Annotated in this window: 28 protein-coding genes; 9 read left to right on the forward strand and 19 right to left on the reverse strand. The window is 60.7% G+C overall.

The genetic code is table 11. The features are described from left to right. Nucleotides 1-37 precede the first annotated feature (37 nt). The 3 genes from HY067_21295 to HY067_21305 all read left to right on the forward strand — a co-directional run bounded on the left by HY067_21295 (nucleotide 38) and on the right by HY067_21305 (nucleotide 2,080). On the forward strand, nucleotides 38-814 hold the full coding sequence (locus HY067_21295; protein MBI3530490.1) for a MipA/OmpV family protein: 777 nt from the start codon (nucleotides 38-40) through the stop codon (nucleotides 812-814). Between the two features lie 113 nt (nucleotides 815-927). After that, nucleotides 928-1,443, forward strand: a complete 516-nt coding sequence (locus HY067_21300; GenBank protein MBI3530491.1) for a phosphonopyruvate decarboxylase — start codon at nucleotides 928-930, stop codon at nucleotides 1,441-1,443. Between the two features lie 19 nt (nucleotides 1,444-1,462). After that, a complete protein-coding gene (locus HY067_21305; GenBank protein ID MBI3530492.1) occupies nucleotides 1,463-2,080 on the forward strand; it encodes an aldehyde dehydrogenase in 618 nt (205 codons plus the stop codon). Between the two features lie 191 nt (nucleotides 2,081-2,271). On the opposite strand, the gene HY067_21310 is transcribed toward HY067_21305, so the two are convergent. The 18 genes from HY067_21310 to HY067_21395 all read right to left on the reverse strand — a co-directional run bounded on the left by HY067_21310 (nucleotide 2,272) and on the right by HY067_21395 (nucleotide 20,493). Next, nucleotides 2,272-2,580 carry a hypothetical protein gene (locus HY067_21310; GenBank protein MBI3530493.1) on the reverse strand — a complete coding sequence of 103 codons (309 nt, stop codon included), beginning with the start codon at nucleotides 2,578-2,580 and terminating at the stop codon, nucleotides 2,272-2,274. Between the two features lie 119 nt (nucleotides 2,581-2,699). Next, nucleotides 2,700-2,960, reverse strand: a complete 261-nt coding sequence (locus tag HY067_21315) for a MoaD/ThiS family protein (GenBank protein MBI3530494.1) — start codon at nucleotides 2,958-2,960, stop codon at nucleotides 2,700-2,702. Next, entirely contained in the window at nucleotides 2,960-4,075 is a 1,116-nt protein-coding gene (locus HY067_21320; protein MBI3530495.1) for a glycosyl hydrolase, read from the reverse strand. Before HY067_21320 ends, HY067_21315 begins: the two co-directional genes overlap by 1 nt. Before the next feature lie 40 nt (nucleotides 4,076-4,115). Next, complete coding sequence (locus tag HY067_21325) at nucleotides 4,116-4,856, reverse strand: protocatechuate 3,4-dioxygenase (GenBank protein ID MBI3530496.1); 741 nt, start codon at nucleotides 4,854-4,856, stop codon at nucleotides 4,116-4,118. Between the two features lie 59 nt (nucleotides 4,857-4,915). Then, on the reverse strand, nucleotides 4,916-5,833 hold the full coding sequence (locus tag HY067_21330) for a cupin domain-containing protein (GenBank protein ID MBI3530497.1): 918 nt from the start codon (nucleotides 5,831-5,833) through the stop codon (nucleotides 4,916-4,918). 142 nt (nucleotides 5,834-5,975) lie between these two features. Continuing rightward, a complete protein-coding gene (locus HY067_21335) occupies nucleotides 5,976-6,707 on the reverse strand; it encodes a hypothetical protein (protein ID MBI3530498.1) in 732 nt (243 codons plus the stop codon). Between the two features lie 339 nt (nucleotides 6,708-7,046). After that, complete coding sequence (locus HY067_21340) at nucleotides 7,047-8,489, reverse strand: amidase (GenBank protein ID MBI3530499.1); 1,443 nt, start codon at nucleotides 8,487-8,489, stop codon at nucleotides 7,047-7,049. Between the two features lie 109 nt (nucleotides 8,490-8,598). After that, nucleotides 8,599-11,061 (reverse strand): xanthine dehydrogenase family protein molybdopterin-binding subunit, encoded by a 2,463-nt coding sequence (locus HY067_21345; protein ID MBI3530500.1) that lies wholly within the window; start codon nucleotides 11,059-11,061, stop codon nucleotides 8,599-8,601. Beyond that, nucleotides 11,054-11,527 (reverse strand): (2Fe-2S)-binding protein, encoded by a 474-nt coding sequence (locus HY067_21350; protein MBI3530501.1) that lies wholly within the window; start codon nucleotides 11,525-11,527, stop codon nucleotides 11,054-11,056. The genes HY067_21345 and HY067_21350 overlap by 8 nt, the downstream gene beginning before the upstream one ends. A gap of 266 nt (nucleotides 11,528-11,793) precedes the next feature. Further along, complete coding sequence (gene dctP, locus HY067_21355) at nucleotides 11,794-12,891, reverse strand: TRAP transporter substrate-binding protein DctP (GenBank protein MBI3530502.1); 1,098 nt, start codon at nucleotides 12,889-12,891, stop codon at nucleotides 11,794-11,796. Then, the gene (locus HY067_21360; protein ID MBI3530503.1) at nucleotides 12,891-14,369 is read right to left on the reverse strand and encodes a TRAP transporter large permease subunit; all 1,479 of its coding nucleotides are present in this window, start codon (nucleotides 14,367-14,369) and stop codon (nucleotides 12,891-12,893) included. Before HY067_21360 ends, dctP begins: the two co-directional genes overlap by 1 nt. Further along, complete coding sequence (locus HY067_21365) at nucleotides 14,366-14,962, reverse strand: TRAP transporter small permease subunit (GenBank protein MBI3530504.1); 597 nt, start codon at nucleotides 14,960-14,962, stop codon at nucleotides 14,366-14,368. Before HY067_21365 ends, HY067_21360 begins: the two co-directional genes overlap by 4 nt. A 431-nt stretch (nucleotides 14,963-15,393) precedes the next feature. After that, complete coding sequence (locus HY067_21370; GenBank protein ID MBI3530505.1) at nucleotides 15,394-16,077, reverse strand: response regulator transcription factor; 684 nt, start codon at nucleotides 16,075-16,077, stop codon at nucleotides 15,394-15,396. Between the two features lie 5 nt (nucleotides 16,078-16,082). Continuing rightward, a complete protein-coding gene (locus tag HY067_21375) occupies nucleotides 16,083-17,381 on the reverse strand; it encodes a GAF domain-containing sensor histidine kinase (GenBank protein MBI3530506.1) in 1,299 nt (432 codons plus the stop codon). A gap of 6 nt (nucleotides 17,382-17,387) precedes the next feature. Further along, the gene (gene msrA / locus HY067_21380; protein ID MBI3530507.1) at nucleotides 17,388-17,963 is read right to left on the reverse strand and encodes a peptide-methionine (S)-S-oxide reductase MsrA; all 576 of its coding nucleotides are present in this window, start codon (nucleotides 17,961-17,963) and stop codon (nucleotides 17,388-17,390) included. 165 nt (nucleotides 17,964-18,128) lie between these two features. Then, a complete protein-coding gene (locus tag HY067_21385) occupies nucleotides 18,129-18,734 on the reverse strand; it encodes a glycosyltransferase (protein ID MBI3530508.1) in 606 nt (201 codons plus the stop codon). Nucleotides 18,735-18,827: 93 nt separating this feature from the next. Further along, entirely contained in the window at nucleotides 18,828-19,820 is a 993-nt protein-coding gene (locus HY067_21390; protein MBI3530509.1) for an inorganic phosphate transporter, read from the reverse strand. Nucleotides 19,821-19,866: 46 nt separating this feature from the next. Continuing rightward, a complete protein-coding gene (locus HY067_21395) occupies nucleotides 19,867-20,493 on the reverse strand; it encodes a DUF47 domain-containing protein (protein ID MBI3530510.1) in 627 nt (208 codons plus the stop codon). Between the two features lie 161 nt (nucleotides 20,494-20,654). Between HY067_21395 and HY067_21400 the strand changes: the two genes are divergently transcribed. Together HY067_21400 and HY067_21405 are read left to right on the forward strand one after the other, a co-directional pair. Beyond that, the gene (locus tag HY067_21400; protein MBI3530511.1) at nucleotides 20,655-20,858 is read left to right on the forward strand and encodes a D-aminoacyl-tRNA deacylase; all 204 of its coding nucleotides are present in this window, start codon (nucleotides 20,655-20,657) and stop codon (nucleotides 20,856-20,858) included. 91 nt (nucleotides 20,859-20,949) lie between these two features. After that, on the forward strand, nucleotides 20,950-22,089 hold the full coding sequence (locus HY067_21405) for a response regulator (GenBank protein ID MBI3530512.1): 1,140 nt from the start codon (nucleotides 20,950-20,952) through the stop codon (nucleotides 22,087-22,089). Nucleotides 22,090-22,099: 10 nt separating this feature from the next. Here HY067_21405 and HY067_21410 read toward each other — a convergent pair whose 3' ends face one another. Further along, complete coding sequence (locus HY067_21410) at nucleotides 22,100-22,942, reverse strand: phytanoyl-CoA dioxygenase family protein (GenBank protein ID MBI3530513.1); 843 nt, start codon at nucleotides 22,940-22,942, stop codon at nucleotides 22,100-22,102. A gap of 215 nt (nucleotides 22,943-23,157) precedes the next feature. On the opposite strand from HY067_21410, the gene HY067_21415 reads away from it, so the two are divergent. From HY067_21415 to HY067_21430, 4 genes are all read left to right on the forward strand, one after another. Then, the gene (locus HY067_21415) at nucleotides 23,158-23,898 is read left to right on the forward strand and encodes an aldolase (protein ID MBI3530514.1); all 741 of its coding nucleotides are present in this window, start codon (nucleotides 23,158-23,160) and stop codon (nucleotides 23,896-23,898) included. Nucleotides 23,899-23,978: 80 nt separating this feature from the next. Then, entirely contained in the window at nucleotides 23,979-24,326 is a 348-nt protein-coding gene (locus HY067_21420) for a hypothetical protein (GenBank protein ID MBI3530515.1), read from the forward strand. Continuing rightward, nucleotides 24,275-25,111 carry an SMP-30/gluconolactonase/LRE family protein gene (locus HY067_21425; protein MBI3530516.1) on the forward strand — a complete coding sequence of 279 codons (837 nt, stop codon included), beginning with the start codon at nucleotides 24,275-24,277 and terminating at the stop codon, nucleotides 25,109-25,111. The genes HY067_21420 and HY067_21425 overlap by 52 nt, the downstream gene beginning before the upstream one ends. A 152-nt stretch (nucleotides 25,112-25,263) precedes the next feature. After that, on the forward strand, nucleotides 25,264-26,313 hold the full coding sequence (locus tag HY067_21430; protein MBI3530517.1) for a cyclic nucleotide-binding domain-containing protein: 1,050 nt from the start codon (nucleotides 25,264-25,266) through the stop codon (nucleotides 26,311-26,313). Nucleotides 26,314-26,322 lie beyond the last annotated feature (9 nt).

Here is a 26,322-nt window from a genome sequence, read left to right on the forward strand (position 1 = left end):
GCTAGTCTCTCGTCATAGCCCATCTGCGAAGTCGACCATGCGCAAACTTCTGCTTCTTTCCGCCGGCATCGCCACTTGCCTCGCTTCCCAGGCCTCTGCGCAGACGGCCGACGACGAAAAATATATCGGCATCGGTGTACGCGTCCGGCCGGCCTATGAAGGGGCGGACAGCAGTCGCGGGGAACTCATTCCCTATCTTCGGCTGTACGGCGATCATCTGTTCGCGCGCACTACCCAGGGCATGCTTGAAGGCGGATGGCGCACCGGGCCATATGGCGCGTGGGTGTTCGGTGCGCAAGTGGCGTACGAGGATGGGCGTGTCACCGATGATTCCGCTTTTCTGAAAGACCATCGCTTCGACGATCTCGATCCCGGTGCGTCGGTCGGCGTGCACGCCGAAGCCGACTGGAAGATCGGTGCAGTGCCGCTGAATGCGCTCGTTCGCTACCGGCAGAGCATCGACTCGGATCAGGGTGCACAGGCGGACCTGCGCGTGACCGCCGGCATTTTCTCGCGCTGGGGTGTCGAAGCCGGCGTGTTCTGCCAGCTCACCTGGGCCAACGGCAAATCCACGCAGAGTTACTTCGGCATCACGCCGCAGCAATCGACCGTCACCGGCCTGCCGGCATACAACGCGGGTTCCGGTCTGCGCTACATGCAACTCGGGTTGCTCGGCTCGGTGAACCTGTCCGAGCATTGGCTGATTCCCTGGGGTGCCAGCGTGCGGCGGCTGCAGGGCGACGCCGGCGATTCGCCGATCGTGCAGGATCGCGCCAACTGGGCCATCAACGCCGGCATTGCCTATCGTTTCTGAACGGGAAATCCAGCCCTGCATTTCATAATCGGTGATCGCAATCCTTGCCGCAGCCAGCCGGCTGTGGCCAAATCGCGTTTGTCCTCCGACCCTACCTACCCTCCATCGGGATCATGGCCGCGAACTGGAGCCAGGAACTGCACCGCCTGCTCAAGCAGCAGAATATCCACCAAGTCAGTTTCGTACCTGATGCCGGCCATACGGCGCTCATCAAACTGTGCGAAGCGGACAACGAGTTGCGCGCAGTCCGGCTTACCACCGAAGAAGAAGGCATAGCACTCGCGGTCGGTGCGTGGCTCGGCGGCGACAAAAGCGTGTTGCTGATGCAGTCGAGCGGCGTGGGCAATTGCATCAACATGCTGTCGATGCTGTCCGTGTGCCAGATACCGCTGACGATGCTGGTGACCATGCGTGGCGACTGGGCGGAATTCAACCCCTGGCAGGTGCCCATGGGACAGGCCACCCAGCCGGTGCTCGAAGAAATGGGCGTGCTGGTGAATCGCGCCGATCGGGAAGAAGACATCGTGCCGCTCGCGGAAGGCGCGCTGCGCATCGCCTACAACACGTTGCGCCCGACCGCCGTGCTGATAGGACAACGGCTGCTGGGCGCAAAAACCTTCGATAACTGATCACTGTCGACTACGGATCATGCCCGCAACCGGATCATCGGACAAGGCACCGAAGCTGGAACGACGTACCGTCGTGAGGACGCTGCTCGCCGATCGCGGCGACTTGCTGGTCGTCGCGGGACTGGGCGCGCCGGCATGGGACGCGACCGATGCAGGCGATCATCCACTGACATTTCCGCTGTGGGGCGGCATGGGTGGCGCCGCGGCAATCGGACTTGGACTGGCTCTGGCACAGCCGGATCGGCGCGTTCTCGTGCTCACGGGAGACGGGGAATTGCTGATGGGAATGGGATCGCTGGCCACCGTCGGCGTGCGACGCCCGCGCAATCTTGCGGTCGTCGTGCTCGACAACGAACGCTATGGCGAAACCGGCATGCAGCCCACGCATACGGCGTTCGGCGTCGATCTCGCCGCCGCCGCGAAGGCCTGTGGTTTCCCGTCGTCGGCGATGATTACCACGATGGATCAGATTGCCGCGTTACGCGAAGACATCCATCGCGCTCAAGGCCCGCTGTTCGCACAGATCAAGATCGCCGCCGACAAGCTTCCGCTGGTATTGCCGCCGCGCGACGGCACTCATCTCAAGAACCGGTTTCGCGAAGCCTTGCTCGGACCGAAAGCGCATGTGCAGCGCTAGGCCGATCCTGGGTCAACGCCGCCGCGTTGTCTTGTGCGAACGATTGTGGGGCGCGCGCAGGACCGCACGATTTACGGCCCCTGCGACAGACCTGACAAAACGCGAACCGCGATCGGTATCCGTGTAGCGGCTCGCCCAGATTCTTGGCCAGCCCGCGAGCGCGCACCGACGACGCCTTTCCAAACCTGAATTCAAAGCCGATTCATCTTCGCGCTTACGGCATCACGCGGCTCATCATTGCCTTTCTGCGCGGCCCGGATGATCTCGTCGACCAGATCCGGCAACAGCGCAACGCAACTCGTGTAAGGCTCTTTCGGAAACCCGGCTACGGCATATGCGATCTTTTCGCAGATCAGCCTGCCTTCGGGCCACGTCGTCTGCATGATGAATACGCCGGCCGAATCCTGCGACACCGACGTAAGGTGAAATACCGGCCGTTCGACGCCGGCGCGTTGCGCGATCGTTCTGATCGCGTTTTTCAGAAATTCCTGCTTGTTCATTCTGTCCTCCGATTTGCCGGTGTGACAGGACGAACGTTAGCTAAGTTCCAAGACAGTATTGCGACACCAACGGCTGTCGCTTGAGGACGACGCCGGCGTGCGCGTAACGGGGGAACCGCTTAGCCGCCGCTGAGCGCGGCGACGATCATCACTTCGTCTCCGGAACCAAGGGCCCGGTCAAGTCGCTCGGCCATTTCGCCGTTGACGAAAAAGCGGATGTGCTTGCGGATGCGGTCCTGCTCGTCCACGATGCGGTGACGCAGGCCGGGGTAGCGCGCTTCCAGCATTTCCAGCAGCCTGGCCAGCGATTCGCCTTCGGCTTCGACTTGCCGCTGACCGCCAGTATAGGAAAAAAGCGGGCTTGGAATCAGGACGCGGATCAAGCGACGGTAACCGAGTAGATGTGCGGCAGGTGCTCCGCGACGCGCAACCAGCTTTCTCCCTCGTCGGCGCTGGCCCAGATCTCTCCGCTCGTTGTGCCGAAATAGATTCCGGCCGGATCGGCCCGATCGGCACACATTGCCTGCCGCTTCACCGTCCACCATGCATGCTGCTTCGGCATCCCGTTGTCGAGGCGCTGCCAGGAAGCGCCGCCGTCGCGCGTGCGGAAAACCGCGGGACGACCATCCGGGCTGGTACGCGGCCAGACTTCGGTGCCGTCCATCGGGAATACCAAGACGCAGTCCGGATCGCGCGGATGCAGGACGATCGGAAAGCCGATGTCGCCGACCTCCTTCGGCATGTTCAGACCAATTCTTTTCCACTCCGTGCCCGGGCGATCCAGACGATAGATGCCGCAATGGTTTTGCTGATAGAGCCGTTGCGGATTGCGCGGGTGCAGCGCAAACGTGTGCGGGTCGTGGCCGTATTCGACATTCGGATCCGGCAGGAAATCCGCCGCGACGCCCTTGTTCAGCGGACGCCACGCGTCTCCCCCATCCATGCTCTCGAAAACACCGCCTATCGATATCCCGATATAGAGGTGCCGCGCATCAGTGGGGTCGACACAGATCGAATGCACCTGCGCGCCATCCGGCCCCGGGACGATGGCGTGTTTTATCTGCAGAACCAGGCCGTCGTTGAACCCGGAGATTTCCTGCCAGGTGACGCCGCCGTCGACAGACCGGAACAGGCCCGGCGGCGAAGTCCCCGCATACCAGACGCCGGGTTCGGAAGCATGCGCGGGCGAAAGCCAGAACACGCTTTCCACCGCGCGCCCTTCTTCTCCGCTCGGGGCCTTTCTGAACGAGGGGGGTTGCTTCGCCTCGGTCCAGGTTTTGCCGCCGTCCTGCGAACGAAACACCGTCGGTCCGAGATGGCCGGTCTTCGCGGCCATCAGCAGCGTGCGCCCGTCGCGCGGATCCGCCATCAGGTGATTGACGATGTTGCCGAGGAAATGCGGGCCTTCGAGATGCCACTTCGTTCGCGCCACATTCGCGCGGAAAATGAATGCGCCTTTGCGCGTTCCAACCAGCAGCGTAACCGGGTCAGCCATGTTCTTTACCTCCTCCCTGACTGTGGCTTCCGATTTCCGATCATCCCTGTATCAGAACGATGTTCCAGATGACGAGTGTTGAATCTGGCTCTTCGTTCGCCGTCGGCGGCAGGACCTGGGCGATCAGACTGTTCTTCGCCCAGGATTGTTGCAGCAGCGGATCCTTCTGGTTCAGCGGCTCATCCGGGAAGTACATTTGCGTGATCAGCCGGTTGACCTTGCCGGTTACGTCGTAGTGGATGTGCGGCGGCCTCCAGTAGTCGGCCACGACCGGATAAGCGCCGGGCTTGACCGTTCTGTAGCGATAGCGTCCTTCGGAGTCGGTGATCACGTTCGCGTAACCATCGAAGTTCGGATCGAGCGCTGCAGGATTGCGATCGTGCGGATGCGTGTAGCGGCCGGCGCCGTTGGCTTGCCAAATCTCCAGTTTCACGCCCGGACACGGCTCGCCGCGCAAGCTCAATACCCTTCCGGTGACGTAGATCACCTGCCCTTGCGCCTGTCCCGCCCGGCCCTTGAGCCGCGTGAGATCGGCGCCGCCATCGGCGGGTTTTTGCACCGGATAAAACGGACCGAGAATCTGATCGGGCGTGGGCATCGGTCCATTCGGATCGAATCCCGGGCTGTCCTTCTCGGCCGCAAGCAAGGGCGTGGCGAGACCGACCGCTCCCATCGCCAGGGACATTTTCAATACTTCGCGCCGTGAAACCCTGTGTTCCGGACAGGTGGGCAGCATCGCGAACGGCATTGTCGGAATGAGCACTCGCCTTCCTTCGGTCATGACCATTTCTCCTCAAGCCGGGCTATGGGACTTCATTACTTCATCACGCCGTTACGGTTTTACTCAAAACTGAATCCCGGCGTGCGCGTGTAATGATGCAGGCCTTCGTCCTGGACGACGAAGGAGCGCATGCGCTGGGTGCCGCGGCCGTGATGGGAGTGCAGCAGCGTGGCCGGCGTGATCTGCGCCGCGCCGGTGGACCAGTCCACGCGCTTGCCGTCGATCATCGAGTGAATGCCTTCTCCCTGGATCGCCAGCGTCACGGCGGCGCCGTTGTGGCGATGCGGGCGTTGATCGCAACCCGGCGCCAGCGTATTGATGGCGGTGTTGATGGTGGGGATGGTGTTGGAGCTCGGCTCCAGCGCAGCGGTGGAAAATTGCACCGAGTCACCCGTGGTATTTGCGCTCGCAAGACGGCACCAGACTTCCTGGAAGCGGCGCTCGATTTCCGCGGCGGGCCAGTGCGTGGTCTCGACCACCGCTTGTCCCGGCAGCGGCGCACGCAGCCGCTCGAAGGCCAGCAGCGGCTCGTTGGTTACCGCGAACAGCAGACAGTTTCCGCCGCCTGCGCGATGCAAAGTTTCCCCGCCTCCCGGGAAACAGAATACGTCGCCACTCGTCCAGTCGATGACGTCATTGCCGTTGCGGCTTTCTCCGCTGCCCGACATGACGTAGTAAATTTCACCCGACGCGGCAAAGGCCGTGCGCAATTGCTCCGTGGCGCGGATCTTCACATAGCGGCACAGCAGCGTCGGCGTGGTAGCGGGATATTTCGTGCAAAGGTCGGCGGAGATGTCCAGCGCGATCAGCCCGGTCGGCGACCCGGCATCGATAGCGCGATCGCGCTCGGCGAGAAACTGGTGAATCGGCACCGCGGGCCAGGAGAAGGCGAAGCCGTTTTCGTTGGTGAGGTAACGGGCGCGGCGGGCGTAAGGCGTTTCCCGATCGACTTCGGCGCGAACGGCACTGGCGGTCATGATGGCTCTCCCCATGTTTTGCCGCCTAATATACTGCTAACAGCACAACCGCGTCCGTCGCCGATTCCCTGCGTTGGAACTCAGGGTTCTCTTTTCGGGCCAAAGCTACTTTGAGCGATTATTCCTTACTTGACTTTCTCTTTTAGCCATGTCGAAGCTCTCCAAGATGTTGATCGCCTGGATAGACAAACATCGGGTCTATTGCAGGGAGAGTTCCCTTAAATAATTTTGGCACGATGTTTAATTGGCCCCCAATTGTTGGGTTGCCTTGCATAATTAACCGCAGAATTCCATTAGGCAGCCCCATATCTATCCACCATATACCTTGAAGCTGAATGCGATCAGGCATTACCTTAACTTGGAGCACGACGGCGCCGGAAGAATCTTTGACCTCAAGAGCATCATCGGTGTAATTTCGATCCCATGTTTTAGGTTGGGGTGCTATTTTCCATTCGTTTCTAATCAATTCTGCGATTATGTTGCCACTATCGTCAGCAATTTGAACGGACACTTTCATTTTCCCATCTATGGATTCGATTTTGAATTGTCTCTCGCCTAGAACTGGAAATAGAATAGTCCCCATTGGGCTCTCTCTTCCTATTTCTTTAGAGCCGTATATGGCATTAGATGTGCCGATTTGCAATTTAGGTATTGCGGAAGCATCAGTATTCCCAGCCGAAAATATCAGCGTGGATTTTGGTGTTAAGACGCCCGAATACGCTGGAATAACGTCCGGTCTAAAATAAAATGCGAGAAGGACTAACGCTCCTGCCAACATGGCTCCGATAACAATAATGACGGGAGTTGGTTTGTGTCGTAGCCCAAATATTGCTACTAACCATGCCGCGAGCAGAAGCAATTGGGTAGCAGTCACACTGAACCTCCCGCTAATTGCGAGAGCGCCCAGAAATGAGGGTGATAACGAGCATGGTGTAGATGCTCTCAAAGAGCCGTTTGAGTAAGGACATGAGGCGAGATTCCCGGCTAGGGGCGCCCACCAGTGGGAGCGGCGGGGCGGGAGAAATAGGGACTGAGATCGGCTTTGGCGACCTTGGCGGCTTACCTCTGTTTCTGCGCTTGCCCATCCAAAGAATCTCCCAACTGAGAATTTTATCTCAGAAAGGAACCGTGAAAGAGTACAGATAAGAAAACCGGCCTCTCGCGTCCGACTTTGTACCCCTGAAGGGCAAAAATCAAATAGGGAATAATCGCCCTACTTTGATGTCCGACCCGCCGCCATTTGTCTGGACAGAACGGCCGCAGCGGCCTTGGGCATGATGAACGGCTGCGTCTGTTCGTAGGCGCGCGCCACACGCAGAACCAGTGCGTCGGCGAATTTATTGCCTACCAGTTGCAGGGCGACCGGCAATCCGTCGTCGGTAAATCCGCAGGGCACGGCCGCCGCCGGCTGCTGCGACAGATTGAACGGATAAGTGAACGGTGACCATTCCCACCAGTGGGTGCGATCGGAACCCGGCGGCACTTCGTGCCCGGCCTCGAACGCGGTCACGGCGAGTTGCGGAGTAAGCAGCAGATCGTAAGTCTGGTGCAGCAGACACATTCGCCTGGCGAATGCTTCGCGCGCGCGCTCGAGCTTGCGATAGGCGAGCGCATCGAGGCTGAATCCCGATTCGGCCAGCGCGAGCAGCGGCGGATCGAGCAACGACCGCTGGTCCGCGCTCATCGGCGCGATCGCCAGCGCAAGCGCCACCGCCCATAGCGGTTGCATGATCTCGATGGGGTCGTCCAGTCTGAGATCGACGTCCTCGACCCTGGCGCCCAGCGATTCGAACAATCGTGCGCCGCGTTCCACCCTCTCGGCAACATCCGGATCGACCCGGGCATAACCCAGCGTGCGGCTGTATGCGATGCGCAACCCTTTGACGCCGTCATCGAGTCCCTCGCGGTAATCGATGTCAAGCGACGGCGCCTGGTACCAGTCGCGCGCGTCCGGTCGCGCGATCACGCCCAGCATCAGCGCCGCATCCTCCACCGTCCGTGCGATCGGCCCCTGATGCCAGAGCGTGCCGGCCGGCGAATGCGGATGAACGGGCACGATGCCGAAAGTCGGCTTGAACCCGAACAATCCGCAAAAACCTGCGGGGATGCGAATCGAGCCGCCGCCGTCGGTGGCGATGTGCAGACACCCCATGCCCAACGCGGCGGCCACCGCAGCGCCGCCGCTGCTGCCGCCGGGAGTCAGGCTTCTATTCCACGGATTGACGGTGACGCCCGTGAGCGGACTGTCGGTCACGCCCTTCCAGCCGAATTCCGGCGTGGTGGTCTTGCCGAGAAACACCGCGCCCTGTTCCTTCATGCGCGCCACCGGCGGCCCGTCTTCGGTCCACGGCTGATTCGGATCGATGGTGCGCGAGCCGCGCAGCGTCGGCCAACCCTCGGTCACGATAAGGTCCTTCACCGTGGCGGGAACGCCGTCCACGCTGCCGGCCGGTGCGCCGCGCTGCCAGCGCGCTTCGGAAGCACGCGCATCTTTCATCGCGCGCGCCTCGTCCACCATCACGAAAGCGTTGTAAACCGGATTCAGCCTGGCGATGCGATCGAGCGCCGCCCGTGTCGTTTCGACGGGCGACAGTTTTTTGCTGCGATAGTGCTCCGTCAGTTCGACGGCGGTGAAAGAAAGAATGTCGTCGGACATCTTGCTCCGGCTCCTGCTTGTGCGGGTCCAAAGAGCGGCCGTCTGCAGCCAAAGAAATCACGGGTCCCGCGACGAAGAACGCAGCGGAACCCGGACACGTTTCAACGCATCAAGCCTTGCTCTTCATCGCCGCAAGCACTGCTTCAGGTGAAATCGGCATATGCCTCACGCGCGCACCCACCGCATTGGCGATTGCGTTTGCCACCGCCGGCGCCACGATCGTGGATGCCGGTTCGCCCACACCGCTCGGATGATGGTTCGACTGGATGATTGTGACATCGATCTCCGGAACCTGTGCCAGCCGGATCGGCACGTACTCGTGAAAATTGCTCTGCTCGAAGCTGCCGTTCTTCAGCGTCAACTTTTCGGACATGATCTGGCTCGCACCCCAGAGCGCCGATCCGCGGATCTGCGCCTCGATGTTCCTCGGATTGACCGCGATGCCGGGATCCATGGCGATGGTAATTTTGTTGATGCTGAACTTGCCGGTCACCGGATCGACGGTGACTTCCGCCACGCCTGCCACCCAGGTCGGGCTCTGGCGTTCCTCCGCGGCAGTGACCGCGATGCCCATGCCGGTATTGGGTGGAAGCTTCTTGGTGCCGTAACCCGACTTGCCGGCCGCCACCCGCAGACAATTGGCGAGCCGTAGCGCGCCGCCGACCGTGCCCGACTCATAGACCGGCCAGGACCCTTCCTTCGTCCAGGGCAGGGAAATCCAGAGCTGGTCCATGTAGTAATCGGAACCGGTTCCAGCCGGATAGCCGGTGTTGGGAATGCCGCGATTGCCGCCTTTGCCGTTCAACATCGACAGCCGGAACTCGAGCGGATCGCGCCCCGCCGCCAACGCCACCTCGTCCATGAAGGACTCGACGACGAAAATGTTGTAGGAATTGGACACCGTGCGCAGCGCGCTGGCCTGCACCGCCCAGGTGGTCGCCTCGTGGTTCCAGGCGCGCACGCGGTGGTTCTTCACGTAATACCAGTGATCGCTGCCGCCGATGGACCACTGGTCGATGTCCTGCTTCTTTGCATCCCAGGAATCGAGTTGCAGCCAGTCGGACCCATACTTCTTACCGACGCCGAAGCGCGCGCCCATCCAGCCGCATACGATGTCCTGGTTCATCGCCACCAGTTCGCCGTTCTTGATGCCCGCCTTGACCTTGTGATACGTCGGCGTGCGCGCGAAGCTGGTTGCGAAATTGGTTTCGCGCGTATGGATCAGCTTGACCGGGCGGCCGGTTTCCTTGACGCAATAGGCCGCCGCCAGGATGTCGTCGTAGTCCTGCTTGCCGCCGAAACCGCCGCCCACCAGATACTGGTGCACGAATACCTTGAGATCCTCCGGTTTCTTCTTCAGCACTTTGGCAAGGTAGGCCGTCAAGGTCATGCGCGCAAAAGACGTGCTCTGCGTACCGATGTGGACATGCCATTCGCCGTTGGTCTGCTGCACCGTGGCGTTCAGCGGCTCCATGGTGGCGTGGCATACCATGTCGGTGGTGTATTCCACCTCCATCACTTTCTCAGCATTGCCGAAACCCTGGTCGACATCGCCTTCCAGCACCCACGCTGCGCTCTGCTTCTCGTCCTTCGAAAGCTGCTTGTATTGTTCGAGCAGTTCCGCCGAGCCGAGGCTCGCGTAAGGACCCGCGTCCCATTTCACTTTCAGCGCCTTGGCTGCCTTCATCGCGGTCGGAAACTTGTCGGCAACGGCAACCACCCAGCCCGTGCATTTTCCCATCGAGTCGTCGATCCTGACCGCCTTGATGAAGCCCGGAATCTTTTTCGCTTCCGAATCGTCGACGCTCAACACCTTTGCCGCATAACGGCTGCGTGGCATGACCAGCGCGCCGTAGGCCATGTTCGGCAGGAAGACGTCGATGCCGTACTTGGCCTGGCCATTGGTCTTCGGCGGAATGTCCAGCGCGGCAAACGACTTGCCGATGATCTTGTACTGGCTGGGATCCTTGAGCGTGATGCCCTTGAGATCGTCCGGGTAGGCAAACTTGCGGTCGATCTTCACCTTCTGCAGGATCTCGCCGTAGCCCGCCGATCGGCCGGAGGCTTTGTCGATCACGCGGCCCGATTCCGCAAAGCAGTCGGCAAGCTTGGCGTTGAGCACGCTGGCGCCCGCTTCCACCAGCGCGATGCGACCCGCGGCGCCTGCGCGCGCGATGCGATCGAACTCGGTGGTCACGCTGCCGCTGTTGACGGTGTACGCGAGGCCGTAGATCGAGAAATTCTCCACGCTCTCTAGCGGCGCGTCGAGGCGCACGTCCTCCCATCTGACTTCCAGCTCCTCGGCAATCACCTGTGCCAGGCCCGTGCCGATATGCTGGCCCATCTCGGCCTTGACGATGTGCATTGTGGTCTTGCCGTCCGGCGTGATGGTGAACCAGATCGCCGGCGTGTAGGCCGGTGTGGCCATCGCCGCTTCGGCATTCTTGCCGGCAAGCAGTCCCGGCATGCCGATGCTGAAAAAGCCGCTGCCGGCGATTACCGTGGAGCGGACCAGGAATTCGCGCCGCGTCATGGCCTGCTGTTTTGTCTCAGCCGTGATTGGTTTAAACATGATTGGCGCCCTCCTTCATCATCTCGGCGGCGCGATGCACGGCGCCGACGATCCGCGAGTACGTGGCGCAGCGGCACAGGTTGCCGTTCATGTGCGACACGATTTCCTCGCGGGTGGGATTGGGATTGACGGCAAGCAGCGCGGCCGCCTGCATGATCTGGCCGGACTGACAGTAGCCGCATTGCGGAACCTGCGCTTCGATCCAGGCTTTCTGCACCGGATGCGCATCCGCCGGATCGAGCCCCTCGATGGTGGTGACGAGCGCGTTTTCCACATCACCGACCTTGACCTGGCACGAGCGCACGGGCTGCCCGTCGACATGCACGGTACAGGAACCGCACAGTCCCATTCCGCATCCGAACTTGGTGCCCGTGAGTCTCAAATCCTCGCGGATGACCCACAGGAGCGGCGTATCGGGCGGCGAATCGGTGAAATAACTTTGACCGTTGATGCTGAGTTTCGGCATGGCTGCGAGACCTCCCTTGCAAGTTACGATGACAAAATGGCCCCTTCGAATGCTGCAGGCCAATCCAGAGCGGAGCGGTTGCGATCCGCAACGCCGGGCTTTCCCCGGGCTGTCGCGACGTCGCGCCGTTCACCCTTACCCGTGAGCGGAGCACTCACTCGCTTCGTCTCCGCCGCATTGCCCGGGCGCGAACATGAGCGCGCGCCCCTGCATGAATTCCCATCGATCGAAATCATTTGTAGGGCAGGCGCTGGCCCGCCGTGAAATCATTTATAGGGCAGGCGTTGGCCTGCCATGAAATTGCTGAACGGCGCCTCTGCGATGCGGAACCACTGATACTGCGCATAGCGAAACGCCTTCCACGATTGGTAAAAGCGGCGAAACACCGGATTCGCCGCCGCCTCTTCGTCGTAAATGTCATGCGCGGCCTTGATCGCGGCGACCATGACGTCCTTCGGAAAGGGGTGCAGCTTTACGCCTTGCTGCACGAGGCGCGCGAGCGCCGGCGGATTCTTTGCATCGTAGGCGGCAACCATGCGCACGTTGGCCTCGGCGGCCGCCATCTCGAAGGCTTCGCGGTAGGACTGCGGCAGCTTTTCCCATTCCTTCAGATTGACGATGAACGACAGGCCGGAACAGCCTTCCCACCAGCCTGGAAAATAGTAGTGCGGCGCCACGCGGTAAAAGCCGAGTTTTTCGTCGTCGTAGGGGCCGACCCATTCGGCGGCATCGATGGTGCCCTTCTCCAGCGCCGGATAGATATCGCTGCCGGGAATGGCCTGTGGCACCGCGCCGAGCCGCGCCATGATCTCGCTCGCAATGCCCGGTATGCGCACTTTCCTGCCCTTGAGATCGGCCACGCTGCCGAACTCGCTGCGCCACCAGCCGCCCATCTGCGCGCCGGTGTTGCCGGCCGGAAAAAGAATCGTGTTGTGCTCGCGGTACAGCTCGCGCACGAGTTCCAGGCCGCCGCCGAAGTAAAGCCAGGCGTTGTGCATGCGCGAGGTCAGGCCGAAGGGCAGCGCGCTGTCGAAGGCGAAGGCCTTGTTCTTGCCGATGAAATAGTAACCCTGCGTCTGTCCGCACTCGACCGTACCCTGCTCGCAGGCGTTCAGGACCTCGAAGCCGGGCACCAGTTCGCCCGCCGCAAATATTCGAATCTCGAATTTGCCGCCGGTCAGCGCGCGCAGCCGCGCTGCCAGCGTTTCCGCACCGCCGAATATGTTGTCGAGGCTCTTCGGAAAACTCGACGCCATGCGCCATCGCACTGCGGGTTCGGACTGGGCAATGGCCGGCGCTGCCAGCGTTGCCCCGGCTGCGGCTGCGCCGGTCGACGCCTGCTTGAGAAACGATCGTCTGTCCATCATTTGCTTTCCGGTTCAGTCGCGCTCGCCGTGGCGCCACGGCCGTAGTTCTCGAAATCCTCGGGCCGCGCTTCGAAGATCGCAGGTGCCGAATCGAAGTCGTCGCTGACTGGAATCTCCAGACGCATCGCGCTGTCCGCACCCAGGTCCCGGTGTGCGACCGCGCCCAGTTGCGGAAACGCGATCAGCAGCCCGACCATCAGCAACTGGATGCAGACAAACGGAATCGCGCCACGGTAGATGTCCGCAGTCCTGACTTCGCGCGGCGCTACGCTGCGAAGATAGAACAAGGCGAAGCCGAAGGGAGGATGCAGGAAAGAGGTCTGCATGTTCACGCTGAGCAGCACGCCGAACCACACCAGGTCGATACCCAGCTTGTCCGCCACCGGTGCCAGCAGCGGGACGATGATGAAGGCGAGTTCGAAGTAGTCGAGGAAAAACGCCAGCAGAAACACCATCACGTTGACCGCGATCAGAAAACCGATCGCCCCGCCCGGCAGCGCGGTAAGCAGGTGCTCGACCCAGAGGTCGCCGTTGACGCCGCGGAATACCAGCCCGAACACGGTCGAGCCGATGAGGATGAACATGACAAAACAGGAGAGCTTCGCTGTCGTGTCCATCGACTGGCGCAATATCGACATCGTCAACCGCCGCCGCAGCGCCGCCAGCACCAATGCGCCGCATGCTCCCATCGCTCCGCCTTCGGTCGGTGTCGCCACACCGAGGAATATCGTCCCCAGGACCAGGAAGATCAGCAGGACCGGCGGAATCATCGACAGCAGCGCACGCCGCAGAAGCTGCGCGCCATGCAGCGTGCGTGCAGACAGCGGCAGCGCGGGGGCCGCTCCGGGACGCACCATGCTTACGACCAGCACATACACCGCATACATCCCGGTAAGCATCAGTCCCGGCAGCAGGGCGCCGCGATACAGATCGCCGATGGACTTGCCGAGCTGATCGGCCATCACGATCAGCACCAGCGATGGCGGGATGATCTGCGCCAGCGTTCCCGACGCGGCGATCACGCCAGTCGCCAGGCGTTTGTCGTAACCGTAGCGCAGCATGATCGGCAGCGAAATGAGTCCCATGGCGATGACGGAGGCTGCAACCACGCCGGTGGTGGCAGCGAGCAACGCCCCTACGAAAATCACCGCGTAGGCGAGACCGCCGCGCAGCGGGCCGAACAGCTGCCCAAGGGTTTCGAGCAGATCCTCGGCCATGCCGCTGCGCTCGAGCACCAGACCCATGAATGTGAAGAACGGAATCGCCAGCAGCGTGTCGTTCTGCATGATCCCGTAGATCCGCTGCGGCAACGCCTGCAGCAGACTCGGATGCAACAGTCCCAGTTCGATGCCGAGGAGGCCGAACAACAGGCCGATTGCCGCCAGCGCGAACGCGACCGGGTAACCCAGCAGCAAAAAGGCGACCAGTCCCGCGAACATCAGCGGTCCGATGAATTCCACCAGCCACTGGATCAACTCGCACTCCCGCCACCGGATTGCTTGCGCAGCAACGCGTTCACCTCGTCCTCCTGCGGACTGTGCCGCTCGATCAGCGGTTCAGGGTCCAGGCGGCCTCCCAGCGCCGCGACGAGCTTGATGAACTGCGACACACCCTGCAGAAACAACAGCAGGAAACCGGCCGGGATCAATAATTTCACCGGCCACAGGATCAGGCCTCCGGCATTCAGCGAGATTTCACGACTGGCGAAAGACACGACGAAGTAAGGCCATCCGTACCACAGCACCATCAGCGTGAACGGGAACAGGAAAAACAAGGTGCCGAGGATCTCGATCCCTATGCGCACCCTTGTGCGCAGGTGGGTGTTGACGATATCGACACGCACGTGTTCGTTGCCGAGCAGCGTGTACCCCGCGACAAGCAGGAACACGGCCGCGAACAGATACCACTGGATTTCGAGGAATGCGTTGGAACTCAGATTCAGGAACTTGCGCGTGACGGCGTTCAGCGCGCTGATGATCGTCATGGCCAGAATCAGCCAGCTCGCGCAGACACCCACGCGCCGGTTCAAAGTGTCGATCAGGCCAGACAGGCGAAGCCAGAAGTCCATTGCGTTACCGGCGACAAGAATCGCGGTTGGAACAAGCCTGCAATACACAAGTCGCGAAGTTCATCGATCTCACCATGCGCTGCGCACAAAAAGTCGCGAGAGTCTGGGTAGCATCTTCCATACCATTGCAACGAGTTGAAAACTCCCGCGGGAAAACAGCGCGCTAGCGATATCGAACCGAACGCGCTTGCGTTTGATCCCGCGTTGCATTGGTGCCTGGAGCGACGCGACGCACGCCCGCTGTGCGCGTCATTCCGTCTTGCGCGATAGCCGAATCGAAAACAACCGACGATGCGACAGATTGTGGATTTCTTCGGATTTCGAAACCATCCGACCGAGGAAGGAAACGCCGGAGTTCGTTGGTGGGGGACGGACATCACCCGTTCGGGTGAGACGAGGCTTGCTTCAGATCGCGGCGCGAAGCCGCAGATTCAGAACTTGACCAGGCCGCGGCGTGCCGCCAGCGCGATCGCTTCGGCGCGGCTGGTGGCGTCGAGTTTGACGAACAGGCTCTTGAGATGACTCTTCACGGTGCTTTCGGTTATGTGCAGCACCTGGCCGATCGCGCGATTGCTTTTTCCTTCCGCAAGCAGTTTCAGGATCTGTTCTTCACGTTCGGTCAACTGGTTCTCCTGCACGCGTTGCACCAGCTTTGCCGCGACCTTCGGTTGCAGGTAAGCCTTGCCCGCATGCACGGCGCGGATGCAGCCGAACAATTCTTCAGGCTGTACGTCCTTGAGCAGGTAGGCCTTCGCGCCGGCGCGCAAACCTGCATAAATGTCTTCGTCGTGATCGAACGTGGTCAGTACGATGATGCCGGCCTTCGGGTCTTCGGCGCGTATGCGCTTGATCGCCTCCACGCCTTCGAGCCTGGGCATGCGCAGATCCATGAGAACCACATCCGGACGAAGCCGCCGCCACTGCTCGATCGCTTCCTCGCCGTCGCCGGCCTCGCCGACGACGGTGATGTCTTCTTCCATATTGATGATCGCCGCGAGCCCGCGACGCACCAGGGAATGGTCCTCGGCAATGAGCACGCGGATGCGCTTCGCTTCCGGTCTGCTTGCTGCGTCTGGCCTGCTTCCTGCGACTGGCGCGTGGGGATCCGCATTCATTTCGATCACCCCAGGGCACTGCGCGGTATCACGGTTTCGACGCGGGTACCCTGCGCCGGGCCGCTGCTGACGAGAAGACGTGCACCGATGCTCTCCGCCCGCTCGCGCATGCCGAGCAAACCGAATCCATCATGGTGCCCGCGCGGGTCGAAGCCGGCGCCGTCATCGGCTATGGACAACGTTACCGCATCGGCGCCGAAAACCAGTTTTACTTCGACGTGCTGTGCTTTCGCATGCTTGAGTATATTGGTCATGCCTTCCTGGGCAATCCTGAGCAGTTCGCTCTCGACCTCGCCCGACATCGCGATCTTCTCGCCCTGCAAGAAGAAATGCGCATGCAGCGTGCCGCTCGCCTCGACTCTTCGCAGGAGTGTTTCGAGCGCATTGGTCAAGTCGGCCTGTTGCAGCGCTTCGGGCCGCAGCGCGCGCACCGACAGTCGTGCTTCCGCCAGTCCGGCCTGCGCCAGTTGGCGCGCATGTTCGATGTGCTCGAGGGTGGATTCGATATTGTCCTTCTTCAGCGTTCGTGTGGCGGCTTCCAGGTTGACCACGACACCGGTAAAACCCTGAGCAAGGGTATCGTGAATGTCGCGGGCGATACGGTTGCGCTCTTCGAGAACGGCGGCCTGACGGGCTTGCTCTCCGAGTCTCGCCATCTGCACAGCGAGCGTCGCCTGGCCGGCGAGCGCCTCCGCGATATACAGCTTGCTTTCCAACTCCTTGGCGTCGCTCTTGCTGCTGCGCACGCAGATCCATCCCACCGTTTCCTTCCCGAGCATCATCGGCACGGTGAGCAGCGTATGCACGCCGAGTGAATTGATGTAGGCGCGATTCTCTTCCGGCATGCCGCCGACTTCGCCGGACAGCACGTAGGTTTCGGCACGGGCCATGGGAAAGGTCGACACCGGCCGGCCGCCGGCAGGCAGCGGATGCAACACCGCGGGATGATGGGATTCCGCGGCGGGGATGATCCGGGAATCGAGATATTCCAGATGCAGACGGATCGAGTTGGTTGTCGCATCGGGAAACCACAGTGTTCCGCCGACGCCTTGCAACTGTTGCACCGTGACCTTGAGCACGTGCCCGAGAAACTTGTCGAGGTTGGATTCCGCCGCGAGAAAATTCAGCGACTGGATCAGCATTTCGGACTGTCCGCGCGCCAGCTCGGCGACCATCCTGTGCTGCACGACCTCCTGTTCGAGGAGCCGGTTGGCTTCTTCGATCTCGCGCAAACGCTGCGCGGAGTCCGCCGTTGCTTCGCCGCGTGCAGCACCTCTTTCGGCTATCGACCGTCCCGCTTTCATGACCTTTCAGGCCTTCTTCATTTTCTGCGCAAACTTGGCCCTGAATTTGGCCACCTTGGGTGCGACGACGAACTGGCAGTAAGGCTGGTTCGGATTATTCTCGAAATATTCCTGGTGATATTTTTCCGCATTGTGGAATTGCTCCACCGGCACGACCTCCGTGACGATTTGCGAAGAAAAGGCCTTGTCCGCCGTCAGTTCGGCGATGATCTTCTCGGCTTCGGCTTTCTGTTCTGGCGAATGATAGAAGATGGACGATCGGTATTGCGTACCGACGTCGTTGCCTTGACGGTTGAGCGTGGTCGGATCGTGAATGACGAAGAAAATTTCCAGCAGGTCGCGGAAGCTCAGCACCTTCGGATCGAAAGTGACCTGAACGACCTCGGCATGTCCAGTGTCGCCATCGCACACGTCGCGATAGGTGGGCTTCGGCGTATGCCCGCCCATATAACCCGATTCGACACTCTCGACGCCTTCGAGCCGATCGTACACCGCTTCCAGGCACCAGAAGCAACCGCCCGCCAGCGTTGCAACTTCCCTGGCGGCGACTTCCTTACCCGATTGATTCTGACCTTGTCCCATTGCGACCTCCACGATGTCCGTCTCACAGTGTAGCGGCACCGCAGCAAGACGGGGAAGCGGGAGGAAATTTACCGGATCGCCACCTCTTCGGGGGTTGCGCCCGCCGCCCGGCCGTCGAGTACGGGTAATACGCGGCCGGTTGCTCTCGTGACTTGCCGGTAAGCGTCAGCGAGTCGCCTGGCCAGGACGCCCGCATCCCACTCGGCGGCATAGGCCCTGCCTTCGACGCCAAGACGCGCACGCAGCGCGGGGGCGTTCCTGCACGCCGTATTGGGCGAGTTTGTCGCGCATCGGGGAGGACGGCACGATCAACGCGTTCATGCGGTTGCATTGCTTGCGCGAGAAGTGGCGCGACAATCCGCGCAACACGCCCCTGGGTAACACCGGCACATAGTGAAACAGGTATTCCTCGAAGAAGGTGTGATAGGTCTCCACCCGCGGCACACCGAGTGCATCGGCGATTTCGATGCCGACATAGTGAGCGACGAACGGGGTCTGGATGTGGACCAGATCGTAACGTCCTTCACGCAACCGCGGCAGTAACGCGCGTACTTCGCGTACCTTCATCATGCGGTCTTCGGGATCGAGGGGAACAAACCGAGAGGCCACGCGCAGCGTGTGGCTGTCTTCGGCATATCGCGCCGGGTAGGCCGGCGCGATCAGGTCCACTTCATGGCCGAGCGCGGCGAGTTCGCGCCGGAAAGTCTGGATCGACGTCGATACGCCATTGACCCTCGGAAAGTACACGTCCGAGATCATCAGGACATTCATCGTTTCCCCCGGCTGGTTGAAATGTTGCAAGCCTATGCGGGAAATATGACAGCCGTGAGATGATCGCGCCGCTGCGCGCGCGGGCGGGAAAAACTAAAACAGAAATTGGCCCAACCACCAGAATACAGCGGCGATAAAGGCGGAACTCGGAATGGTGAGAATCCAGGCCCAGACGATACGACCGGCCACGCCCCAGCGCACCGCGGAAAGCTTCTGCGCCGAACCGACACCCACGATCGACCCCGTGATGGTATGCGTGGTGGACACCGGCACACCCAGCCCCGTGGCGAGGAACAAGGTAATTGCCCCGCTGGTCTCGGCGCAGAATCCGCCGACCGGTTTGAGCCGCGTTATCCTCTGGCCCATGGTCTTGACGATGCGCCAGCCGCCGAACAGCGTACCCATCGCGATCGCGCCGTAACAGGCAAAGGGCACCCACAGCGGCAGCGGATCTTTTGCTCCCGTCAACTGCGCGGCGATCAGCAGCATCCAGATCACGCCCATGGTCTTCTGCGCGTCATTGCCACCGTGGCCCAGACTGTAAAACGCCGCCGATATGAACTGCAGTCGGCGGAACCACCGATCGATGCGTCGCGGCGTCTGCCGCCGGCAGATCCACGACATCGCTATCGTCAATGATATTGCGAGCACGAAGCCGAGCAGCGGCGAGAGCACGATGGCAGCCGCGGTCTTCAGGAATCCACTGGCAATCAGCGTATCCACCCCGCCCTTCGCCACCGCCGCGCCGGACAATCCGCCGATCAACGCATGGGACGAACTCGAAGGAATGCCGTAGTACCAGGTGATGATGTTCCACGCGATGGCGCCGACGAGGCCGCCGAATATCACGTGATGATCGACAACGCCCGGATCGACAATGCCTTTTCCAACTGTGGCGGCAACGGCGACGCCGAAGATCGCAAACGCAACGAAGTTGAAGAACGCAGCCCATACCACCGCCCACTGGGGCCGCAGCACGCGCGTGGACACGATGGTCGCAATGGAGTTGGCAGCGTCGTGGAACCCGTTCATAAAGTCAAACGCGAGCGCCACCAGCACCAGGAACACCACGACTTGGAAGCTCATGAATCGCCTTTATTGTTTTACGCGATGGCGAAAGCGGGAAGGACGGCTAGGAGTTGTCGAGAACGATGCCCTCGATGATGTTGGCGACATCCTCGCAGCGGTCGGTAACTCCTTCGAGCAGTTCGTAGATCGCGCGCAACTTGATCACCTGGCGCACGTCGGGTTCGTCGCGGAACAGTTTGGCCATTGCCGAGCGCATCACGTGATCCGCCTCCGACTCGAGTTTGTCGATCTCTGCGCAGACAGCCAGTATCTTCGCGCCATTCTCCATGTTGGAAAGCAGCGAGACGGCCTCCTTGACATTTTCTCCGCAACCCACGCAGATGTCGGCGAGGCGCTTGGCATCCAGCGTCACCGAGCGGATGTCATAAAGGTAAATCGATTGAGCGGCGTCCTCCATCATGTCGAGGATGTCGTCCATGCGCGTGACGAGCTGATGGATATCGTCCCGGTCAATCGGCGTGATGAAGGTCTTGTGGAGCAGTTCGATGGCCGAGTGCGCAATGCGGTCGCCACGCTTTTCGATGGTCTCGATGTTGTAGCAGCGGCGTTGGACATCGTCGAAGGCCGCCATCAGGCTGGCGAGTTCGTGACTGGCTTGGAGAATCTGTTCGGCATGCTCGACGAACAGTTCGAAGAAGCGGCCTTCGGTGGGCATCAGGCGGGCAAACACGGCGGCTCCTTTTGTCGGCAACGTCGTTGGGTGCGACATTTATGTTTGGCGTGGCGGCACGCCTTTGTTATCAGGATGGTTACCCGGCAGCTATTGTAGGGCCTGCGCTAAAAAGTGTCATAAAGCTGTCATAATCGACCGTGGGAACAAGCAGATAAGCCATGATCGGGTTGTTGCAGCGGGTGACTGAGGCACGGGTAGAGGTCGGCGGAAACCTCGTCGGGGCCATTGGGCCGGGACTGCCGGTGCCGCAGTTCACTCTCGCCGCAGATACGAGAAAAGGCGCGCGGCCAAGTTTTACTCGGGCCGCGCAGCCCGGCAACGGGACTACCGCCCCAACGAACTTTCACGAACAGCCGACGTAAAGCAGAAATGACGCAGCGCAGGAAGCCCCCGTGGTGCACGTGAGACAATAACAAGCTGGGTGAGCCGGCGCCTGGAAAGCGCAGATAAAAAATGTCAATGCACTCGAATCCCCAAGGACCCATCCCGCGCGTGTTGCTGGTAGACGACGCACCGGACAATCGTCTGCTGATGTCGCTCTATCTCAGGCGCTCGGGGGTGGAGATCCTGACTGCGCGAAACGGTGAAGAAGCGCTTCAGGTCATCGCATCGATGCTGCCGGACCTGGTCGTACTCGATCTGACGATGACGGGCATGTCGTGCTACGAAGTCTGCAAGCGCATCAAGTCCAATCCCACGACATCGCTTACTCCCGTCGTATTCCTGATTTCGACCGACGAACGCGAAGAGCGCATCAAGGGTTTGCAGGTCGGCGCCGATGATTTCTTCAGCAAACCTATCCAACGAGACGAATTCCTGGTGCGGGTCAAATCGTTGGTTAACGGCCATCAGGTGCGCAAGCAGCAGGCGGCGGCACCAGCGCCAGCGGAGCCCGGCGGCGGCGACGGGGTGCCCGACGACTACGGCCACCTGAGGTCGCGCAAGCTGATGGACAAGATACTGACCACACCGGGGGTGCCGGGAAATCCCCAAGTGGGTTATCAGAACCGTTTCGACGCGGTCATTCTGTTTGCCGACCTGCGCGGCTTCACCCGTATGGCGGAGAAACTTTCACCCACGCAAGTCGTGCTGCTGCTCAACGAGTATTTCTCGTTGCTGACAAACGTCGCCTATCGATACAACGGCGTCATCTTCAACATGGCGGGAGACAGTCTGCTGGTGGGATTCGGTGTGCCTTTCGAACAGCCGGACGCGGCCGAGCGAGCGATCAATTGCGGAAATCAGATGCTTGCAGAATTTGACGCCCTCTCCGTCGAATGGCGTGCCCAGCACGGGCTGGAGACCGGACTGGGCATCGGCGTGAACAAGGGTGAAGTGGTGGCCGGCAACGTTGGCTCAGCCGCCTACTCCAATTTCACGATCATCGGCGATGCCGTGAACATTGCCTCCCGTCTCATGCAACGTGCGCGCGCCGGCGAACTGCTGCTGTCGGATCGCGTCATGGAAGGTTTGAAGCCGACACAAATCTTCATGCAAGCGCTTCCATTGCCACCCCTGACCCTGCGCGGCAGGACAGAACCGATCGGGCTGTACTGTATCCCCTACAAAGGCCGGATCGACACCAGAACGTAATCGTCCGGAATCAGACTTTCAGCGTCTTCTTCAGCTCCGGCGGATTGACGAAGTTGCTCAGAAAACTTTCCTCGGAGCCGCTGCCATATTTCAAACCCGCTTCCTTGATTGCCGAGTCCGACACTTTTTCCAGCGGCGTGTAGAACGGGTGATGATGTTTGATGCAGGGATTGTTGCGCGCCGCGTTGTAGCAGAACAGCACCGTCCAGCGCCGGTTCGGCGAGCGATTCTGGTCCGAGCGGTGCAACGTGTTGCAGTGAAAGAACAGGCCATCGCCCGGTTCCATTTCGGCATACACGGTTTCGAGCTGCTTGAGCGCTTGCTCGACACGGATCGGCTCCGCGCCGACCTGACTGCCCTGGATCACGCCGTGGTCGATACGTCCGAGCAGGTGTGACCCGCGCACCACCTGCAGGCAACCGTTTTCCTTCGTGCACTTGTCGAGCGCGACCATCACGCTCGCCATCAGGGGAAACAGGCAACCGTTGCTGTACCAGTAGCCATAGTCCTGGTGCCATTCCCATGCACCCCCTTCGAATGGATCCTTGGCGGTGAGCTTCGAGTGATAGTGATAGACCTCTCCGCCGAGAAGCGACTCCATCGTATCGACGATTCTGTGGCTGCGCGCGGCCAGGCCATAGACGCTGTCGCCAGGATGGTTCCAAAGCACCATCTTCGTCGCCAGTCCCTGCGCATCATTGCGGTTGTATAGATTGCCGCGCACCTGCGGATCGGTTTCCATCGCCTTCTGCAACAGAAGCGCTTCTTCGGGATCGAACAGACCGCGCACCATGACAAAACCGTCGCGGTCATAAGCGGCGCGCTGCTCGGGGGTGAGTACCGATTGATTCATCAATTCTCCTTAATTGGCATCGTGAGCCGGTCCGATGGGCTAACAACTGCAGAAAAGGCCTCGCGATTTTAGCCAAGGCCGCTCCGCCGCACCAGCCCACTTGCGCCATTTAGGAAAACCGATGGCTCATCCGCAGTGCAGCAACTTCGCCACCTCAGCGCCGGCACCGCGTATGGCAGAATGCGCCCGATATTAAGAACGACCGGAGGAACCCGATGAAGTGCTTCGATCCCATCACTCAAGCCCGCATCGATCTGACTGCCGCATTGCGTTCCGCGGCGCGCATGGGACTCAATGAAGGCGTCTGCAATCACTTCAGCCTGGAAATGCCGGGGGATCCCTCCAAGTTCCTGATCAATCCGCAAGGCTTCCATTGGTCGGAACTCACGCCGGCCGATCTGATGGTAGTGGACGAAAACGGCATGGTCGTCGAGGGTAAACATAAAGTCGAACCCACCGCGTTTTTTATCCACGGCCGCATCCATCTCGGCAAACGCAAGAAATGCGTCCTGCACACGCATATGCCGTTCGCGACCGCGCTGACGTTGCTCGATGGCGGCGAATTGGACGTATTTGCCAACCAGAGCACAATGCGGTACTACGGACGCATCGGTTACGACCGGGAATATGGCGGCGTGGCGCTTGCCAACGAGGAAGGCGATCGCATCGGCAACGCGCTGGGAGACAACAGCGTGGTGTTCATGCAACACCATGGCGTGATCGTGTGCGGCGATAACATGGCCTACGCATTCGACGACCTCTACTACCTGGAGCGTTGCTGCATGGTGCAGGTGCTCGCCAAGAGCACCGGTGGCAAGCTCAAACGCGTCCCCGAGAAAATGGTCGCCGAGGTCGCCAGACAGATCGAGAGCGAGCGCCAGCAGTCCGTTCTTCACTTCGAGGCACTGAAACGCCTGCTCGATCGCAACGAGCCGGGCTGGTCGCGACTGACCTGATCACGCGGCAGCTCCGACTCATCGTCGCACGGTCGCACGCGTCATGCGCCGCCGGCATCTGACCAATCTCAGGAGGAAACGTGTCACTCGGCTCGGATCTGCGCATTGCCGTGCTGCCAGGAGACGGCATCGGCATCGAAGTCGTGGAAGCCTGCCTCGATGTTCTCGAAACATTGGCGAAAAAGATCGGCATCACCGGCTTCGTCTGGAGCAAGCTTCCGGGCGGCGCAATCGCATATCGCGATACCGGAACTGCGCTGTCCGACGAAGCAATGAAACAACTTGGGGTTGCCGATGCAATCCTCTTCGGTGCCATGGGCATGCCCGACATCCGGTATCCCGACGGAACCGAAATTGCACCGCAACGCGGAACCAGATCGGCGAAAGCCCGATATGGAGCAGTTCGGAAAATTCGCTGTACTGGGTAGATGTCGAGGGCAAGCTGATCCAGCGCTGGGATGCTTTCGATCATTCAGTGCAGCATTGGGACATCGGTGAGGCCATCGGCTGCATCGGCCTGCGTGAACGCGGCGGGCTGGTTGGCGCAAGCCGGACGGGATTCTTTTTTCTGGATGTCGCCACGGGAAAACCCACGCCGATCTCCGATCCGGAGTCGGGAATTCCGGACAATCGTTTCAACGACGGCAAGGTGGATCGCCGCGGACGATTCTGGGCGGGCACGCGGAATTTCCGGGATACCGAACAAGCATCGGGTGCACTCTATCGTCTCGACCCCGATCTATCGATTCGCCGCCTGGAAGAAGGTCTGCACTGCCCGAACGGCATGGCATGGAGCCCCGATGATCGCCTGATGTATTTGTGCGACACATGGGCCCGCAGAATATTCGTTTATGACTTCGACGCGAATGATGGCATTCCTCGCAATCGAAGGTTGTTCGCGGAACTACGGGAGAACGAAGGATTTCCGGATGGTCTGACCGTGGATGCGGACGGCTGCATATGGAATGCGCACTACGACGGCTGGCGCATCTCGCGCTACACCCCGGGTGGAAATGTCGACAGAATCGTACGCATGCCGGTTCAACACGTCACCAGCCTGACATTCGGCGGATCCGATTTTCGGACGCTCTACATTACCTCCGGCTGCCTGCGTCTCAATGACGAGGCACGAAAAGTCCAGTCGACGGCGGGACACGTGTTTGCGCTGGATGCGCAGACACAAGGCTTGCCGGAACCCATGTTTGCCGGCTGATCGCCATCCGGGTTTCTTGTTTGACTGCGTCGGCATGGCCAGCACGGTAGACACTGTGGTCGGGCGCGGACCAGCCCACTCTAGCCACATGTTGCACCCGCAACGGAAAACGTGGTAACACATCGACATATTGGGAACGTCCGGGGACTTGCATGAGGATACTGGTTGCCTCGCCTAACGACTCCGCTACCGATGCTCTGCGGAGCATACTCACCGGACTCGACTCCCGCTGCGAAGTCGAGGCCATTGACGATATTCCCTCGCTGCTTTCTTCGCCGCCGGCACGGCGTTCGACTTCGCCGGATCTGGTACTGGTGGACATGGACGGCGCATCAACCGATAACAACGGCATGGTCCGCGGACTTCTGCAGCGCTATCCCGAAACGCGCCTGGTTGCGCTGGGTTCACGCCTTGACGATGCTTATGTCGAAGAAATTCTCGATGCCGGCGCGCTCGGCTATCTTCCGAAATCGCATTCCGAGACGGTTACCCGCGGCGTTCTCAGGCTTGTCCTGAGCGGCGGAGCCTATCGCCCCTACGTATCCCCGAGAGGGCCACCTGCGGCGAACGCGTCAGCGCAACCCGATGAGGCGCAGCCGCCGGAGACCCGGGAATCGCTGCACGAGTTCGGTCTGACCGACCGACAAATCGAAGTCCTTTCGCTGGCGGCCCAAGGCAAGTCGAATCCGGCGATCGCCAGGCACCTCGGCATTGTGGAAGGCACCGTGAAGCTGCATATGAGCGCCATCTTCAAAGCGCTCGACGTGCAGAATCGCAGCGAGGCCGTGCTGCTGGCCTCCAGATTGCAGAGCGTCAATTTCCGGCAAATAAAGGAAGCGGAGGGCGGCACCCTGGATCTCGACTGGCTGCTGCCGCATATGTCCCACCGCCGCGTGCCGCGCAATACCATCCTGTTCAGAAAAGGCGACCCCGGCGCGGAACTCTGTTACCTCCAGCGCGGCACGATCCGGCTCGAGGAAATCGAAATCGACGTCAACAGCGGCGCGGTCTTCGGAGAGATCGGTATTTTTTCTCCATCGCATGAGCGCACCTGCACTGCCGTGTGCGCCACCGACGTCGATCTGTTCACGCTGACCTCGGACCAGGTGAAGCGCCTGTATCTCCTGAACCCACAGTTCGCGCTTTATGTGGTGCATCTCATCGCCAAACGACTGATGGCCGACCAGTCGCGGGTCATCTGAGCATGGCCC

The sequence above is a fragment of the Betaproteobacteria bacterium genome (assembly GCA_016194905.1).
Classification (GTDB): Bacteria; Pseudomonadota; Gammaproteobacteria; order Burkholderiales; family JACQAP01; genus JACQAP01.

Bases quoted from the DNA above. Each gene is read 5' to 3' on its own strand.
- HY067_21295 (MBI3530490.1), top strand. From the start codon at position 38: ATGCGCAAACTTCTGCTTCTTTCCGCCGGCATCGCCACTTGCCTCGCT.
- HY067_21300 (MBI3530491.1), top strand. From the start codon at position 928: ATGGCCGCGAACTGGAGCCAGGAACTGCACCGCCTGCTCAAGCAGCAG.
- HY067_21305 (MBI3530492.1), top strand. From the start codon at position 1,463: ATGCCCGCAACCGGATCATCGGACAAGGCACCGAAGCTGGAACGACGT.
- HY067_21310 (MBI3530493.1), bottom strand. From the start codon at position 2,580: ATGAACAAGCAGGAATTTCTGAAAAACGCGATCAGAACGATCGCGCAA.
- HY067_21320 (MBI3530495.1), bottom strand. From the start codon at position 4,075: ATGGCTGACCCGGTTACGCTGCTGGTTGGAACGCGCAAAGGCGCATTC.
- HY067_21325 (MBI3530496.1), bottom strand. From the start codon at position 4,856: ATGACCGAAGGAAGGCGAGTGCTCATTCCGACAATGCCGTTCGCGATG.
- HY067_21330 (MBI3530497.1), bottom strand. From the start codon at position 5,833: ATGACCGCCAGTGCCGTTCGCGCCGAAGTCGATCGGGAAACGCCTTAC.
- HY067_21340 (MBI3530499.1), bottom strand. From the start codon at position 8,489: ATGTCCGACGACATTCTTTCTTTCACCGCCGTCGAACTGACGGAGCAC.
- HY067_21345 (MBI3530500.1), bottom strand. From the start codon at position 11,061: ATGTTTAAACCAATCACGGCTGAGACAAAACAGCAGGCCATGACGCGG.
- HY067_21350 (MBI3530501.1), bottom strand. From the start codon at position 11,527: ATGCCGAAACTCAGCATCAACGGTCAAAGTTATTTCACCGATTCGCCG.
- dctP (MBI3530502.1), bottom strand. From the start codon at position 12,891: ATGGACAGACGATCGTTTCTCAAGCAGGCGTCGACCGGCGCAGCCGCA.
- HY067_21365 (MBI3530504.1), bottom strand. From the start codon at position 14,962: ATGGACTTCTGGCTTCGCCTGTCTGGCCTGATCGACACTTTGAACCGG.
- HY067_21370 (MBI3530505.1), bottom strand. From the start codon at position 16,077: ATGAATGCGGATCCCCACGCGCCAGTCGCAGGAAGCAGGCCAGACGCA.
- HY067_21375 (MBI3530506.1), bottom strand. From the start codon at position 17,381: ATGAAAGCGGGACGGTCGATAGCCGAAAGAGGTGCTGCACGCGGCGAA.
- msrA (MBI3530507.1), bottom strand. From the start codon at position 17,963: ATGGGACAAGGTCAGAATCAATCGGGTAAGGAAGTCGCCGCCAGGGAA.
- HY067_21385 (MBI3530508.1), bottom strand. From the start codon at position 18,734: ATGAATGTCCTGATGATCTCGGACGTGTACTTTCCGAGGGTCAATGGC.
- HY067_21390 (MBI3530509.1), bottom strand. From the start codon at position 19,820: ATGAGCTTCCAAGTCGTGGTGTTCCTGGTGCTGGTGGCGCTCGCGTTT.
- HY067_21400 (MBI3530511.1), top strand. From the start codon at position 20,655: ATGATCGGGTTGTTGCAGCGGGTGACTGAGGCACGGGTAGAGGTCGGC.
- HY067_21405 (MBI3530512.1), top strand. From the start codon at position 20,950: ATGTCAATGCACTCGAATCCCCAAGGACCCATCCCGCGCGTGTTGCTG.
- HY067_21410 (MBI3530513.1), bottom strand. From the start codon at position 22,942: ATGAATCAATCGGTACTCACCCCCGAGCAGCGCGCCGCTTATGACCGC.
- HY067_21415 (MBI3530514.1), top strand. From the start codon at position 23,158: ATGAAGTGCTTCGATCCCATCACTCAAGCCCGCATCGATCTGACTGCC.
- HY067_21430 (MBI3530517.1), top strand. From the start codon at position 25,264: ATGAGGATACTGGTTGCCTCGCCTAACGACTCCGCTACCGATGCTCTG.